Source organism: Ruegeria sp. HKCCD3925, from assembly GCF_057221175.1.
Window position 1 is genome coordinate 144,743 of sequence record NZ_JBWVBI010000005.1, and the last position, 13,273, is coordinate 158,015.

16 protein-coding genes are annotated in these 13,273 nt (G+C 51.6%); 7 read left to right on the top strand and 9 right to left on the bottom strand.

Annotated features, from left to right (window positions below; all coding sequences use genetic code 11):
- Window positions 1-284 precede the first annotated feature (284 nt).
- Entirely contained in the window at window positions 285-1,052 is a 768-nt protein-coding gene (locus AC2TEM_RS13430) for a hypothetical protein (protein WP_480856250.1), read from the top strand.
- Between the two features lie 37 nt (window positions 1,053-1,089).
- Here AC2TEM_RS13430 and AC2TEM_RS13435 read toward each other — a convergent pair whose 3' ends face one another.
- The 3 genes from AC2TEM_RS13435 to AC2TEM_RS13445 form a co-directional block, all read right to left on the bottom strand.
- Entirely contained in the window at window positions 1,090-1,491 is a 402-nt protein-coding gene (locus AC2TEM_RS13435; protein ID WP_170423438.1) for a MarR family transcriptional regulator, read from the bottom strand.
- Between the two features lie 21 nt (window positions 1,492-1,512).
- Window positions 1,513-1,749: a hypothetical protein gene (locus tag AC2TEM_RS13440; protein WP_480856252.1), complete on the bottom strand. Its 237-nt coding sequence runs from the start codon at window positions 1,747-1,749 to the stop codon at window positions 1,513-1,515.
- A gap of 439 nt (window positions 1,750-2,188) precedes the next feature.
- Window positions 2,189-3,061: a LysR family transcriptional regulator gene (locus AC2TEM_RS13445; protein WP_170423440.1), complete on the bottom strand. Its 873-nt coding sequence runs from the start codon at window positions 3,059-3,061 to the stop codon at window positions 2,189-2,191.
- Window positions 3,062-3,147: 86 nt separating this feature from the next.
- On the opposite strand from AC2TEM_RS13445, the gene AC2TEM_RS13450 reads away from it, so the two are divergent.
- From AC2TEM_RS13450 to AC2TEM_RS13465, 4 genes are all read left to right on the top strand, one after another.
- Entirely contained in the window at window positions 3,148-3,615 is a 468-nt protein-coding gene (locus tag AC2TEM_RS13450) for a cytochrome c (RefSeq protein ID WP_170423442.1), read from the top strand.
- 13 nt (window positions 3,616-3,628) lie between these two features.
- Window positions 3,629-4,537, top strand: a complete 909-nt coding sequence (locus tag AC2TEM_RS13455) for a c-type cytochrome (RefSeq protein WP_480856254.1) — start codon at window positions 3,629-3,631, stop codon at window positions 4,535-4,537.
- Window positions 4,538-4,695: 158 nt separating this feature from the next.
- The gene (locus tag AC2TEM_RS13460; protein WP_170423444.1) at window positions 4,696-5,577 is read left to right on the top strand and encodes a cation diffusion facilitator family transporter; all 882 of its coding nucleotides are present in this window, start codon (window positions 4,696-4,698) and stop codon (window positions 5,575-5,577) included.
- A 147-nt stretch (window positions 5,578-5,724) separates the two neighbouring features.
- Entirely contained in the window at window positions 5,725-6,606 is an 882-nt protein-coding gene (locus tag AC2TEM_RS13465) for a hypothetical protein (protein WP_480790326.1), read from the top strand.
- A gap of 76 nt (window positions 6,607-6,682) precedes the next feature.
- Here AC2TEM_RS13465 and AC2TEM_RS13470 read toward each other — a convergent pair whose 3' ends face one another.
- The 3 genes from AC2TEM_RS13470 to AC2TEM_RS13480 form a co-directional block, all read right to left on the bottom strand.
- On the bottom strand, window positions 6,683-7,330 hold the full coding sequence (locus AC2TEM_RS13470; protein ID WP_170423446.1) for a response regulator transcription factor: 648 nt from the start codon (window positions 7,328-7,330) through the stop codon (window positions 6,683-6,685).
- Window positions 7,327-8,730 carry a sensor histidine kinase gene (locus AC2TEM_RS13475; RefSeq protein WP_170609133.1) on the bottom strand — a complete coding sequence of 468 codons (1,404 nt, stop codon included), beginning with the start codon at window positions 8,728-8,730 and terminating at the stop codon, window positions 7,327-7,329. The genes AC2TEM_RS13470 and AC2TEM_RS13475 overlap by 4 nt, the downstream gene beginning before the upstream one ends.
- A 103-nt stretch (window positions 8,731-8,833) precedes the next feature.
- Window positions 8,834-9,232 (bottom strand): MerR family transcriptional regulator, encoded by a 399-nt coding sequence (locus tag AC2TEM_RS13480; protein WP_170423450.1) that lies wholly within the window; start codon window positions 9,230-9,232, stop codon window positions 8,834-8,836.
- Window positions 9,233-9,331: 99 nt separating this feature from the next.
- Here AC2TEM_RS13480 and AC2TEM_RS13485 point away from each other — a divergent pair, with 99 nt between their 5' ends.
- Both AC2TEM_RS13485 and AC2TEM_RS13490 read left to right on the top strand, forming a co-directional pair.
- The gene (locus tag AC2TEM_RS13485) at window positions 9,332-9,655 is read left to right on the top strand and encodes a hypothetical protein (protein ID WP_170423452.1); all 324 of its coding nucleotides are present in this window, start codon (window positions 9,332-9,334) and stop codon (window positions 9,653-9,655) included.
- A 4-nt stretch (window positions 9,656-9,659) separates the two neighbouring features.
- Window positions 9,660-9,878 carry a GDCCVxC domain-containing (seleno)protein gene (locus AC2TEM_RS13490; RefSeq protein WP_480790325.1) on the top strand — a complete coding sequence of 73 codons (219 nt, stop codon included), beginning with the start codon at window positions 9,660-9,662 and terminating at the stop codon, window positions 9,876-9,878.
- Window positions 9,879-10,507: 629 nt separating this feature from the next.
- On the opposite strand, the gene AC2TEM_RS13495 is transcribed toward AC2TEM_RS13490, so the two are convergent.
- From AC2TEM_RS13495 to AC2TEM_RS13505, 3 genes are all read right to left on the bottom strand, one after another.
- Window positions 10,508-10,939: a GTP-binding protein gene (locus tag AC2TEM_RS13495; RefSeq protein ID WP_170423454.1), complete on the bottom strand. Its 432-nt coding sequence runs from the start codon at window positions 10,937-10,939 to the stop codon at window positions 10,508-10,510.
- Window positions 10,940-11,401: 462 nt separating this feature from the next.
- Window positions 11,402-12,391: a HupE/UreJ family protein gene (locus AC2TEM_RS13500; protein WP_480790324.1), complete on the bottom strand. Its 990-nt coding sequence runs from the start codon at window positions 12,389-12,391 to the stop codon at window positions 11,402-11,404.
- Window positions 12,388-13,218 (bottom strand): peptidyl-prolyl cis-trans isomerase, encoded by an 831-nt coding sequence (locus AC2TEM_RS13505; RefSeq protein WP_480790323.1) that lies wholly within the window; start codon window positions 13,216-13,218, stop codon window positions 12,388-12,390. The genes AC2TEM_RS13500 and AC2TEM_RS13505 overlap by 4 nt, the downstream gene beginning before the upstream one ends.
- Between the last annotated feature and the right edge of the window lie 55 nt (window positions 13,219-13,273).

Consider the following 13,273-nt stretch of genomic DNA (forward strand, 5'->3'; position numbering starts at 1 on the left):
AAGTTTGTTCTATGAAGCCTGAGGTTGTTTCGTTCGCTAGTGTTGATTTCGTGACTCTCACAAGCGCCATGTTGTTGGTTTGCGATTTCGACACACCCCTAGTTCCAACGGACTATGGCAGAACCCAGATGCGTCGAACCACACCGCTCGTAACCAGTTTCCGTGTTATAAGTCTTTGATCAGGTAAAATGATGCTCTCTGATTTTGGAAGTTTAGGTGCTCTTAGCATTGACGTGTTACGATTCCGCCCCACAGTTTTGACGCAGATTTTCGGAGCATCCTGAGTGTTTGTGAGGACAACCGCCTTATTGATTTTTGCTGTGCCGACCCCGGCCACGGCATTGCAGCTTCGCGAAACAGGGCGTTATGAACTTAATCAGCCCGCAAGTCTTGACTACGATCCGACCTTTTGTGGGTTGTGGATTGCGAACGAGGGGCCTGAGGCAATTCTCGTTACATTGCAAGGTGATGAATTGCGCCGTATATCCAGCGATCTCTTTCGGATCAAAGCAATTGCTGTTGAAGGGGATCACTTGTTGCTGGGCGATGGTCTCGGCAGTCTTCAACGTGTCACCAAGGACGGATCACGCCTGGGAGCACCCTTCGAATTGGAAGGTGGTTTCGCGGATACGGAAGGAATTGCGATCAACGCCAAGGGACAGATCGTGACCGTAGAGGATGACCCCGAACGGTTGTCGTGGTTCACCTCAGAGGGTGCTTTGACGGCGAGGTTGGATACCATGAAGCTCTCTCCTCCCTTGAGTGAGGCGCAGGGGATCGCGATTGATCCGCGTACCGGCCACATGTTGATTGTTGATGACTGGGAAGGGTCAAACAGCCTGTATGAGTTCACGGCAGATGGCCAACTTCTCGCCCAGCAAAGTTTGTTAGAATTCGGAACAGATCCAGAAGGCATCGCCATTAGGCCGGGATCCAACCAACTGTTCGTGGCATTCGACGGTGGCGCGAAGATTGTGACATTTGACTATACGCCTACCTTGCCTGAAGGATCGCCGCCGCTCCCGCCGGGCGCGGATTGCATGATGTTCTGAAAATTTGGTTGCTTGCTTCGGCTGGCGCAGGTTTCGGCTAGTCGCGCTCGCTGTCCAAAGTTTCGCGTATGAGCGTCAGATTAGGCAATGATTCATGGAACGGTTCAGGCCCGAGTTCGGACAAAACTGGAGCCAGGGATTCCGACATCCGCTCCATACAAGCTTTCAAAAACTCAGCGCCTTGCGGTGTAGGCCGAGCAATTTTCGAACGCTTGTCATTGGGGTTGGCTTCAAGAGTAATCAGGTCATTATTTTCAAGACTGGAGAGCATGTGCGTCATCGAAGTTTTAGGCACTTGAAACGCGTTCGAAAGTTGCTGTGGAGTTTCACCCTCGGGACGCCGTACCAGATGGCCCAAAATTCCAAATTGAGTTGCAGTCACCGTACGGCGCGGATCGACCATGATGAATTTGGCGCCGTTCTGCATCCCCGGAACCATGTGGTTCAGGGACAGGTTAGATTACGTTTCCAACGGGTTCGCGCCCACGATCATGATCATGTCCGTCACTTGGTAGTCGCTGTAGCTATAATTCAGCTCACCCACGCCCATGTCGCGGCTGGAGTGCACTTCCGAGTTGTAGGCCGGGCGGTTGTGGATTCGGCAATTGGCGACCTTCATTGATTCGAAGTAAAGCTTGCCGGTTGCCCAGGTGTTTTCGTAGCCTCCGGCCGAGCCTCCGTGGTCGAACATCGACACGAAAAGTTCGTCCTCGCCACATCTGAGCGCCGATCTCTTCTGGCAGAATGACCCTTCGCGCCACCTGATGCTTGAGGCCTATGACGTAGCACGAGATGCTATTTTCGAGGACTTTTATGGCGCTCTTGCAAAAGACTAGACCAATCAATTGTTTTAGCGGGATTTGCTGCCCGGCACTGACCGTAGTTTCACGATACGCAAAGTAGTTCTAGCTATTTCTGGATTGGATTTGCCAGGCGTTGAAATTTCTTAGCGATTGAATTTTCTTGGACTCGGTACACCAAATGGTTCGCCCGACAGCGCAAGCAAGTCTTCTGTTGGCCTGTTGATACGTCTTCGCCTACTCTGGGCTAGACACAGAAAGTGCATCAATTGCTTCACAATCGCAAAACCGAGCTTCGAAATACCAAGTTTGTATAAGACCTAAATCAAAATGCGATTACTCGCACCTCTTCTTAGATAGATCCGGAGCCGCCAGAGCTTTAGTTAGGCATTCAACTAACGCCTTCTGAACAACGGCAAACCTTGGGGTTTGCGCAATTTCCTCGAACGTCGCAACCCACAGGGGAACCTCAATCTTAGGACATATGATCTGCGACCTTTTAAGGCGGGAATCCACGTCGCCAAAAAATGACGGCAGAAAAGTTTTACCAGCTCCTGAGACAGCCATCTGCTGTAGCACCAGAAAACTGTCTGCTCCGTTCGTCATTTCATCCGCACTGACATGATCGGCCAGCCATTTTGCTGGAAGAGAACGACTCAATGCCCCATCAAGCCGCAACCATTTTCGATCGGTGCCGCCGTCGTCGAAAACTCCGAATGACAGCGTACCTGCGCGTTCCCCAACAAGCCCTTCTTCAAGTTTTATGGAGGGTCTTACGGCGATGTCCGCAGTTAATCTCGATAAATCATGATGGCTGTTGCCGCTCAATAAAGTCAGCTCCAAGCCAGGGTATAACTGGGATATCTCTTTAAGTATTTGGGGCAAAACAAGCTGGCAAAGGCTGTCAGTTGACGCGATACGTACGTGACCTACCGGAGACCGGTTTGCTCCTACAAGCGCACGTTCGACCGATAGCACCGCATCTTCGACGCTTTCCATAGCCGACAGAACTGCTCTGGCCTCGGGCAGGGCGGAGTATCCCGAAGGGCTTTTCTGGAAAATCACACAGCTATTGCGCTCTTCGAATGCGGCCACCCTTCGCAACACGGTCGCATGCGTGACGCCCAGTGCCGCTGCCGCTGCATTGAGTGAGCCGTATTTGCTTACGGCGAGCGCGAACCGAATATCATCCCAGTTTTCGTTGTTCATAAATTAACAAGTGACGACCAATAACAAACAATTACAAGAAAAATTGTTCAAGCTAACATTCGGAGCATTAAACAGGGAGACACATCATGAAGAAGAAGTTCTCAGTATTCGCGGCAGGTCTTTTATCATTGGCCGCCATTGGCACAGCCATCGCCCAAGAAAGTGAAAACCCGGCTGTGAAAGCTCGTACCTCAATCATGCAACTCTATGCCTTCAATCTTGGTACACTTGGCGGAATGGCTAAGGGAGAGGTCGATTATAATGCCGAGGCCGCAACTCGGGCCGCGAATAATCTTGTTGTACTGACACAAATCGACCAATCCGCGATGTGGCCCCAGGGATCTGACAATGTGTCCGATCCGACCACCCGTGCATTGCCTGCGATCTGGGAGAACTTCCCTGACGTGGGTGCGAAAGGGCAGGCCATGGCAGACGCCGCTGTTGCGATGCAGGCTGCGGCAGGTCAAGATGTTGATGCCCTAAAAGCAGCGATGGGCGATCTGGGCGGAAGCTGTTCGGCATGTCACAAAGCATACAGAGCTTCAAAGAACTGATTGGGCCCTGACGGTGCGGCGCTTTCTTTTCTTTGTCGCAATCGTCATTGCGCTGGTCGGGTTGGCCGGTTTGGTGCTGACCCGACCTCAACGAATGGAACAATCACGACTCGACGGTTTGAACCCAGATCTTGCCAGAGGTGAAATCGTGTTCCACGCGGCAGGATGCGCATCCTGTCATTCAGCGCCGGATGCGGTCGGTGAAGACAAGCTCGTGCTCGCTGGTGGTCGCCGGTTTGAGACGGAATTCGGCACGTTCATTGCCCCCAACATTTCCAGTGACCCGGAAACTGGTGTCGGATCCTGGTCTGCCCTGGATCTGGCCAATGCCTTGATCCATGGAACCGGACCCGAAGGTCAGCACTATTTCCCAGCGTTTCCCTATACCTCTTACACCAACATGTCGGCCGAAGACGTGGTTTCGCTACACGCATTCCTCGGCACGCTGCCAGCGGCCGCAACGGAAAGTGTTGCGCATGACGTAGGTTTTCCTTTCAGCGTTCGGCGCGGATTGGGGGGATGGAAGCTCTTGTTCATGTCATCAGGCTGGGTGGTCGAAGATGATCTGACCGACCAACAAAAACATGGCAGGTATTTGGTCGAGGCGCTGGGTCATTGCGCTGAATGCCATACCCCGCGAAATGGTTTAGGGGGCCTGAAACGAGACCTTTGGCTGACGGGTGCACCAAATCCAAACGGGAAAGGTCGTATCCCCGGCTTAACCTCAGACCAGCTTGATTGGTCAGAGGCAGACATTGCCGAATACCTAAAATCTGGCTTTACACCAGACTATGACAGTGCGGGTGGTGAGATGGTGGAAGTCATCGAGAACACCTCACGGCTGACGGATGAGGACCGTTTGGCGATTGCCGCCTATCTCAAGGCTGTTCCTGTTTCGTCGACCGGGCTTTCATCCGAATAACAGTCGTTTGGCGCCACGCAGCGGCGACCAGATGCTGTCGCCAATAGGATGCCGTAAGACCTATTCCCTTTTCGCCAAACACCTGTTTTACGTTTTGAACATCGGAGCTCACCAATCACCCGAGTTTCTGTTCATGATTGACTGAGGGTCGCGGCCAAATGACACAAAAAATCGCTCTTTGGTCTATCCCGATATCCATTGCGGTACTGGCCCTGAAACTGTTGGCTTGGTGGCTGACAGGCTCGGTGGCTTTGTTGTCGGACGCTATGGAATCAACCGTGAATGTTGTCGCGGCTTTGTTGGCGTATTTCGCAGTTCGGGTTGCCAATAAGCCCCCTGACCAAAACCACCCCTTTGGTCACAAAAAAGCTGAGTATCTTTCAGCCGTGGTTGAGGGCGCGCTGATTGTGTTGGCGGCGTTCTTGATCATCAGAGAAGCTGTACTGGCGCTCCCGAACCCGCATCTTGAGGATGCGACGCTGCTTGGAATTGCCGTCAATATCGTTGCAACGGGTGTGAACGGTGCATGGGCCTACCTCTTGCTTAGGACAGGTAGGCGCGAGGGATCGCCCGCCCTGGAAGCGAGCTCCCGTCACATTTTTACGGATGTTATGACTTCTGTTGGTGTCGTCGCAGGACTGATACTAGCGCTTGTCACCGGCTGGTTGATCCTTGACCCGATCTTGGCAATTCTTGTTGCGCTGAACATCTTGTGGGAGGGTTGGAAAGTTATTCGGGCATCCGTCGACGGCCTGATGGATGTGAGCCTGTCGGAACATGACTTGCGGACTGTTTCTAATGCAATCGAAGCAAACCTCGGCGCAGCCTTAGAGTATCATGACCTCAAAGGGCGCAGATCCGCGAATGTTATCTTCGTGGAGTTTCACCTTGTTGTGGACGGCACAATGCCAGTCAGCGCAGCGCACGATATATGTAACGACATAGAGGAAGAACTAGAGTGTCTGTACCCGGGTTCCGTCTTTGTCATCCACCTCGAACCTGATGACGAGCTGAAAGGCGACGGGGTTAATCCCCACTAAACTGCTCATTTGGTTCTGCAAAAAATCTATTGGTTTGACTGATCTGATTAAGACGTTCGGCTTGAAATTCGTCAGACCTAAGCCCGATGTGGGAAAGTCGGGCCGGTAGTAGCCTGTCTCCAATGCCATGAAGCGTGACGATCAAAATTGGAGGCGAAAATGAAAATTCAAAGAAAGCTGGGTCAACTTCTAAGTACCGCGGCGTTGGCTTCGTTGATTGCCGCGACGCCTTATGTGCCAACCTTTGAAGACGATGGCCGCCTACATTTTGAACCGTCATATGCCTTTGCCAAAAGCGGCAAAGGGAAAGACGGGGATGATCGTGACGATGACAGGGATGATGATCGTGACGATGACAGGGATGATGATCGCGACGACGATCGGGATGATAATTCGGGGTCGGGTAATAGCGGCCGTGGTGGCGACCGAGATGATGATCGTGATGACGATAGAGACGATGATCGAGACGACGACAGAGATGATGACCGGGACGACAATTCGGGATCAGGAAAAAGTGCTCGCGACGACGATGATGATGACGATAATGACGATGATGACTCCAAACGCTCCAATAAGGGCAGCGGAAAGAAGGATAAGTCTAATTCAGGGGGTAAATCGTCGGGTTCGGCTGGGATAACAAAGGTCGAAACGAACGCCAACGGCATTGAAGTGCGTTACGCCGACGGAACCAAGGAAGAGATCGAAAACGGGCGGTATGAGAGAAAGAATGCTCAGAACCGGACTGTTGAGGAGCGCGCCGCGACCGGTGCTGACGTTTCAAGGCTTCGGTCCTTGGCGAATGGTATCTCAATCGACAATGTACGCTCATCTGGGCAAGGCGGCACTGCTGGAAGTCGACCCACGAAAATCGAACGCCAAGGCAACAATATCGAAGTAAATTATGCCAATGGTTGGAAAGAGGAGATCGAGTTTGGGCGTTACGAGTTGAAAGACCCTTACAACCGGACTGTTGTTGAAAGAAACGCAACGGCCTCTGATCGCCGGAGGTTACAGTCGGTCGCCAACTGAGCTGCAATTCCAGTCGATAATCCGTTGGCGGCTTCTTTTTGGTGAGGGGCCGCCACCGTCGTCAAAGAGACCGCAGCTATTCTCCCTTGTTCCAAACATCATGTGCAATGAGCGCGGCCTCTACCCGATTTCGCGCATGAAGCTTGGACAGAACTGCGGTCATGTAGTGCTTCACGGTCTTTTCCTGAAGGTCTAACTCGTCGGCGATTTCACGATTACTCAGTCCTTTGGCCACACGTCTCAGTATTTCTTCCTCACGATGTGTAAGGTCATCTAGAATGCTGCTGTTAACAGACATGCCGGTGTCAGCGTTGATTTGAAGAAGTACCCGCGAGGCCAAGCCAGGAGAAACGAACCCTTCACCTGCGGCGATGCCTCGTAAAGAAGCGGTTAGTTCGCTTGCGGTTACTCCCTTCACAATGTACCCAATCGCACCCGCCTCCAAGGCGTCCGCGACATCGCCGCTGTTCTCCGAGACTGTCAAGATTGCAATGACAGGTGGATTTGCCATCGCCGCGATTTTACGTGTCGCGCTTATCCCGCCACCGGGCATCGAGAGGTCAAGAATAGCTATGTCCGGCTGATGCGTGCCGACCAGCGATACTGCCTCTTCAGCACTGGACCCAGCGGCTAAAACTTCGAAGCCATCAGCTTCATCCAACGTGCGCTGCAAACCATCCCTGAATATCGGGTGATCATCGGCTATTACGACAGATGTAGTCATGATGTGCCTAACTTTCTGGGATATAGTGTCATAGCTATGGTGGTGCCTTCGCCCGGTCTCGATGCGACGTCGAACCTGCCACCAATACTCTCGACCCGATCTCGCAAGCCCATAAGCCCCTGGCCACCATCATCTCGCAACGCGGTTTCTTCTGAGCTGTCAAATCCTGGTCCGTCGTCTGTGATCTTTACAACTATGCGGTCGTTCTGCGCCTCAGCGATAACAGTGCACTTGGAAGCTGGAGCATATCTCGCCGCATTGGAAAGCGTTTCCTGGAGGAACCGAAAAACGCACAGTTTGTCGGACAATGACAACTCCGGGGCCTGGCTACCCAGGAATGAAATATCCGGTCGCAACGGGCTGTGTTCGGCGTGATCCTCTACGGCTCTCTTGACAACATCGACGAGTGACAGGCTATCGATATCTGGCGCGGACAGCCCTCGCGAAATTGCACGAATTTCAGCCAGCGATTTTTGCAAAGACTGCTGAATTTCCACTGCCTCTTTAGGCCTTTCCGACTCTTTGGAAAACGCCGCCTCCAGTCTAAGGGCGGCGAGCGACAGGTATTGCGCAGGGCCATCATGAAGCTCAGCTCCAAGATTCTTGAGGAACCGATCTGTTTGCGTGGTATATCTTTCTGACGCCTCGACCACACGCGACCGCAGCAGCGCATTCTGCTCAGCCATCTTCTCACTTTCTTTCAACCGCTGTTTAAGAAGAGACCCCTGTCGTCGAATTGTTTTGTCGCCAATTGCGACGATGGAATACAGAACAATAGTACTTGCCAGAAATGCGGAGCCGACGACCAACCAACTTGTTCGCCTGGCCTTGGCTAAGTCTAACTCAAGCTGGTCAGCTCTTTCGTAGAACTCCGCAACTGCGATGATTTCGCCGGACCAGAGTTCGCGAATTGGGCTGTAAACTTCCAGCAGTGGTATCCCCAATGCCGCCTCGGCGGCGCTCTCGGCATGATCAAGTTCTTCGAAAGAGCCGGAGATATCACCGTTCCACGCTCGCCTTAAATCATCCGTTGGATTGAAACGGTTTCCTATGATGTCTGTATCCGAGGCATGCGCAATCACACCGCCTTGCTTCCAGAATTTGTAGGAAACGATACGGTCACGCATTGGCTGGGTCATGAAAATCTCATCCAGCGCCAGGCTCGCCTGCTCAGAAAGGCGGTCGCCATGTGCCAATTCCTGGCTGAGCGGGGAAACTACGCTTTCCATATACAGCGCTGCGGAGTTGGCGGAGTTTTGCACGACTGCGTTCTGAATTCGATTAGACACCCAGACCCCAACGATTGCGGTAGCAGTACCCATCACGAAGATACTTGCCGCAAGAAAGACTCGCGACAACGACCAATTGCCAATCGTCAGGTCAGTTACTTTCGCTCTCATCGTGAAATCGACTATGAACTACAATCTGTTACCGCACCACAGACCTTGGTCTGAGGTGATCTGGCTAAATCTCAGACCCTGAGTTTCCGCCCAGTGTCCAGAGTCAGATATCATCCATCGTTCGCAGACTTTGCAGCATCGGGCAGTGAACGTTACCACTATCACAATTGGCGGTAAGCTCACTCAAGGCACGCTCCAGACGTCTGAGCTCATCAATCTTGCTTCGAACGCTAGAAATATGCGCCTCGGCCAGTTCTTTCACCGACCGGCAGTCTTCGGCACTTCCTTCTGACAGCTCTAAGAGCGCCTTTGCGTCTGGGAGAGGAAATCCCAGGTCGCGGCACCTCTTCAAAAATCGAAGTCTTCCCACATCGCTTGCTGCATAGAGGCGACGATTGTTCAGAGCTCGCACAGGTCTTGGTACGATACCTTCGCGTTCGTAGTAGCGGATGGTTTCTATGCCAACCCCGGATTGCCGGGAAGCCTCACCTATCGCAATCATGTGAAGTGCCTCCACTTGATCCTGTAGTTACTACAGGAGTTATACGCTCTGAATACCGGTGCTTCAACACAATCAAATCGAGCATCTCGGGAGCAAAAGATGAAGAAATACGCGAACCTCAGCTACTTGGGATCGGTTTCAGCTCTGGGCGTCGCAACATGCTGTGTTCTTCCAATGGCCATGATGTTGTTAGGCTTGGGCGGCAGTTGGTTGGCAGTATTCGGAAAAATAGCGGCGGCAAGCTACTGTGTTCTCGCCGTCTCAACAGCGCTGGCCGCGGTTTCGTGGTTCTTAGCGCATCTAAACGGGACGTTGGCAAATCTGAAATGGTGGCTTGTCGGAAGCACGGCGACTACCGCGTTGGCATGGGTCATCGTGTTCAATGAGGCTCAAATCAACGACTATCTAATCATGCGGATGTGAGACAATGACAAATCAAACTGTGGTGCTCGATAGCAATTTGACCTGCCCAAAGTGTGGGCACATGGAAACCAAAAGAATGCCAACTGACTCGTGCCAATGGTTTTATGAATGCAGATCATGCGAGGCAGTTTTGAAACCGCTGGCAGGCGATTGCTGTGTCTTTTGTTCCTACGCAACTGTACCGTGTCCGCCAATTCAGTTGGGGGATAGCTGTTGTGGGTAGGTATTACTAAGGGTTGGCTGCTTTGACTTTCAGCAAAACCGAAAGAATATGGGATCGAAGACGCTGGACCTAAAATGGATCGTCGATTTCTTAAAATCGAACTTTCAGATCAATCAGAGTTGAGAGAATTTCAAACTGAAGTCTGACGGGATTAGCAATTGCAATGCGCCACACAGATCAGCAGGTCTGGTACACGCAGCAAACCATTGAAGCAGTTTCAGTTCAAATCGAATACTACGGTCACTACTCAATTGGGGTTAGCTTGGTGTGAATGATGAGCTGCGTTACCAGATCAGTTTCTTCATTTTCCAAGACCGCTTGAAGTTGATGATCCAATTGAGTTTTGCGCCAGTCGAGCGCCGCTACCTTAATATTCGAAGCCAATGCGTTGTCGTCAGTCAATGCTCTAGAAAAATGAGATGATGATGTCTCTGAGGTTGGGAGATACCGTGTCAGTGTCAGCCAACGCTCGCACAAGTCTTAGTCTGTTTCTAAGTTTCGATCCAGTGAACTGAAGCGTAGTACCGATGATGTCCACAACAATCGGAGCGTTCAACTGCAATTCCGCCAGGGCGCAATCGTAGATGTAACCGCTGCCGTCATGATGAGCCTTTGGATATGCCTGCATTTCAGTAGATAAGTCGCCATGCTATCTCCAAGAGCGTACCGGTAAGAGTATGTTCTGTAAGCGCTCCCGACGCACCAATTGCGACAAGCTTTATTTCTGGTTTTTGGCCACCCCAAGCATAATCACGTGCGATATCTATGCGTTTTTCGACGACCTGAACAAGAATCCGATGATCCGGGTCGTCCTCGCTGAAAACAAAGCCTTTGAGGCGATAGATGTTGCCCGAAACTTTCATTATTATGCTCCGAAGAAAAGACAGGATTGTTGGGTGTTCAACTTTAATCATAATTGTTTTATAGCTTTCTGAGTGAACAGAGTGTTGGCAAACACAATCTGGCCCGTGTTCATGATGACCGGTTATTCCTGATTGGAGCTGTTCTGCGTCAAAGCGACCGATGGAAAGCAGAATGTCTAGCGCGACGTCAGCGTTCACAGCCTCGACCAGATGATATCGACCGAAACGCGACCCCAGCTAATCTCGCACCATCTGAACTTTGGCTTTGTCGACGAGATCGACCTTGTTCAGTATAACCATACCCAAGAACGCATTTTGCCCAAGGGAGCGCTTTCGGCCGATCGCGAACACGTGAAACCCGCTTCTCAAACAGCGTAGTGTACCGCGTCGTCCCCACCCATCGTCGCCGACAGGCACCGTGAGCAACCAGCATAATGCGAAAACTTTGATTTCTAAACAGATAAAAACCGTATATACAAAATCACGAAGCAGATCTAGATAGTTGTACAAAAGGGGCTGAGTAAACCCTCAAGAAATCAAAATTCAGAATCGCACTGAGAGCAAATATATTTGGGAAGTATGAGCGGATACCAGTCTGCGTTATCTCTGTGAACATTCGTTAAGAAAGTTAAAGTTGCGAATCTGGGAACGCCACTACGATCAAAAACCGCTGACTCGTTCAATTAACCAGTACATCGACACCGAACCGATGCTATAGGCTGTAACAAGCGTTGGCATTTGGCTGACAGGAAGTGCAATAAATCGCCAGACTATAAGCAGGATAGCCAAAGCTCCGACAAAACTCAGTTGTCCGGCCTCGACACCAAGGTTAAATGCAAGCAGGGCTGCGGGAATATCGTTAGAGGGAAGTCCTATCTCGGCTAAAGCGCCAGCAAAACCAAGACCGTGCAAAAGCCCAAATCCGAAACAAACGATCCAGGGGCTCTGTTCTGAAAGCCGGAGCCGACCTTCGCTACCCTTTACAATCTCCATCGCCAAAAAAACGATGGAGAGCGCAATAACCGCCTCGACCGGTGGGCCGGGAACATTCAAAACGCCGAGTGTTGCCAGTGCTAGTGTTATCGAATGCGCAAGCGTGAAAGCTGTAACGGCTCCCACCAGTCTCCAGGGATCACGGACCAAAACAAACAGTGCAAAGACAAACAGCAGGTGATCCCAGCCTTCTAGTATGTGTTCATAACCCAACTGAAAATAGGCTATGAAAACAGACCATGTTGTCTGTTCAAAAGGTATGTTTTGGATGGCAGCATCCGGGGTGAAACGAAGCGTGGCAGGCTCGGCGTGCAGAGGATGCACACGGACCAAAACGTCGTTCTTTTGTGCCGCCAGTCCGTCGATCTCGATGGATTGGCCCGCGATCTCAGCACGGCATTCGACAACCCAGGAAGAAACCCACGCTCGCCCATCGGAGATTGGGTCAGGGCCGTGTGTGGGTGTACAGCCATCCGGTAACACCGCATCAATCGCCATTGGTTGACCATACACATCTGGTTTTCGCCAATGAACACTCCAAGTGTCCGTAGTGATTTGTCGAATTTCCAAGTATCCCGGATCAAGCGCATGCGCGTTGGCGTACCCCGTGGGCCACGTGAACAGCAGAGCAAACATCAAGCTGAAGATGAAGTTCATTTGACCTGACCTGTGAGATCGGGTGCTGTGATCTCATAATTGTCGGCAAGAGCCTTGTATTGCGCCTGCGCCAAATCTTCGCTCATGGCGCGACGCCAATCACGAAGCACCACACTGTGGATCTCTTGCAAGCGAGGTATCCGGCTTGGTTCAATGGCAAGCACTTTCACCAGATGGATGCCGTAACCTGATTGGACCGGCCCCATCCACTGACCTTTTTCGAGATTGGCGAGACCATTGGAAAATCCGGTTCCAAAGACCGAGTCGATTACCCGTGTCGCGGTTAGGGGCATTGATGCAGGCAGCAGTGTCGCGCTTTCCAAGCCGGAAGTCTCTTGTTCCGCACGCAAGGCGGCCAGTGCCCTTTCAATCTCGGTCTCACTTGGTCCTTCACCAAGAAAAACTTGAGTGAACGCGACCTTGTTGGGTGTCGCGTAGCGGTCCGTGTTTTGTTGGAGGAAAGCCTCTAGATCTTCGTCTTCTGGAATAACTGAAGCGGCGATGGCTTCGGTCAGAAAATCCATCTTTTGGCTCAGCCGCGACCTGATCACGCTATCTCCGCGTTCTAAACCAAGTTTTCTTGCTTCCCTAACTAATACTTCTTCGCGAATTGAAGCGTCGACCAACGCTTGTAACTCGGAACCGCTTGGCTGGCGTTTCCACCTTGCTTCGAACTGTGAAGCTAACAGCGCGGCATCACTTTCGCTTATAGTTATCGTCTCCGGATCTGCAGCGGCGTCGTTATCTGGTGATATTATGTGGAACCAAATGAATATGGCAGCTCCGATCAAGAAGAAATGGAACAGAGGTTCTTTCACTATTCGCATGAAGGCTCCTGCGTGAAACGCGATACGGCATTATGTTTTATGCTGGCATCAGGCA

Coding starts and splice junctions, on each gene's coding strand:
- AC2TEM_RS13450 (WP_170423442.1), top strand. CDS start 3,148: ATGAAGAAGAAGTTCTCAGTATTCGCGGCAGGTCTTTTATCATTGGCC.
- AC2TEM_RS13480 (WP_170423450.1), bottom strand. CDS start 9,232: ATGATTGCGATAGGTGAGGCTTCCCGGCAATCCGGGGTTGGCATAGAA.
- AC2TEM_RS13505 (WP_480790323.1), bottom strand. CDS start 13,218: ATGCGAATAGTGAAAGAACCTCTGTTCCATTTCTTCTTGATCGGAGCT.
- AC2TEM_RS13485 (WP_170423452.1), top strand. CDS start 9,332: ATGAAGAAATACGCGAACCTCAGCTACTTGGGATCGGTTTCAGCTCTG.
- AC2TEM_RS13470 (WP_170423446.1), bottom strand. CDS start 7,330: ATGACTACATCTGTCGTAATAGCCGATGATCACCCGATATTCAGGGAT.
- AC2TEM_RS13490 (WP_480790325.1), top strand. CDS start 9,660: ATGACAAATCAAACTGTGGTGCTCGATAGCAATTTGACCTGCCCAAAG.
- AC2TEM_RS13500 (WP_480790324.1), bottom strand. CDS start 12,391: ATGAACTTCATCTTCAGCTTGATGTTTGCTCTGCTGTTCACGTGGCCC.
- AC2TEM_RS13460 (WP_170423444.1), top strand. CDS start 4,696: ATGACACAAAAAATCGCTCTTTGGTCTATCCCGATATCCATTGCGGTA.
- AC2TEM_RS13445 (WP_170423440.1), bottom strand. CDS start 3,061: ATGAACAACGAAAACTGGGATGATATTCGGTTCGCGCTCGCCGTAAGC.
- AC2TEM_RS13475 (WP_170609133.1), bottom strand. CDS start 8,730: ATGAGAGCGAAAGTAACTGACCTGACGATTGGCAATTGGTCGTTGTCG.
- AC2TEM_RS13435 (WP_170423438.1), bottom strand. CDS start 1,491: ATGGTTCCGGGGATGCAGAACGGCGCCAAATTCATCATGGTCGATCCG.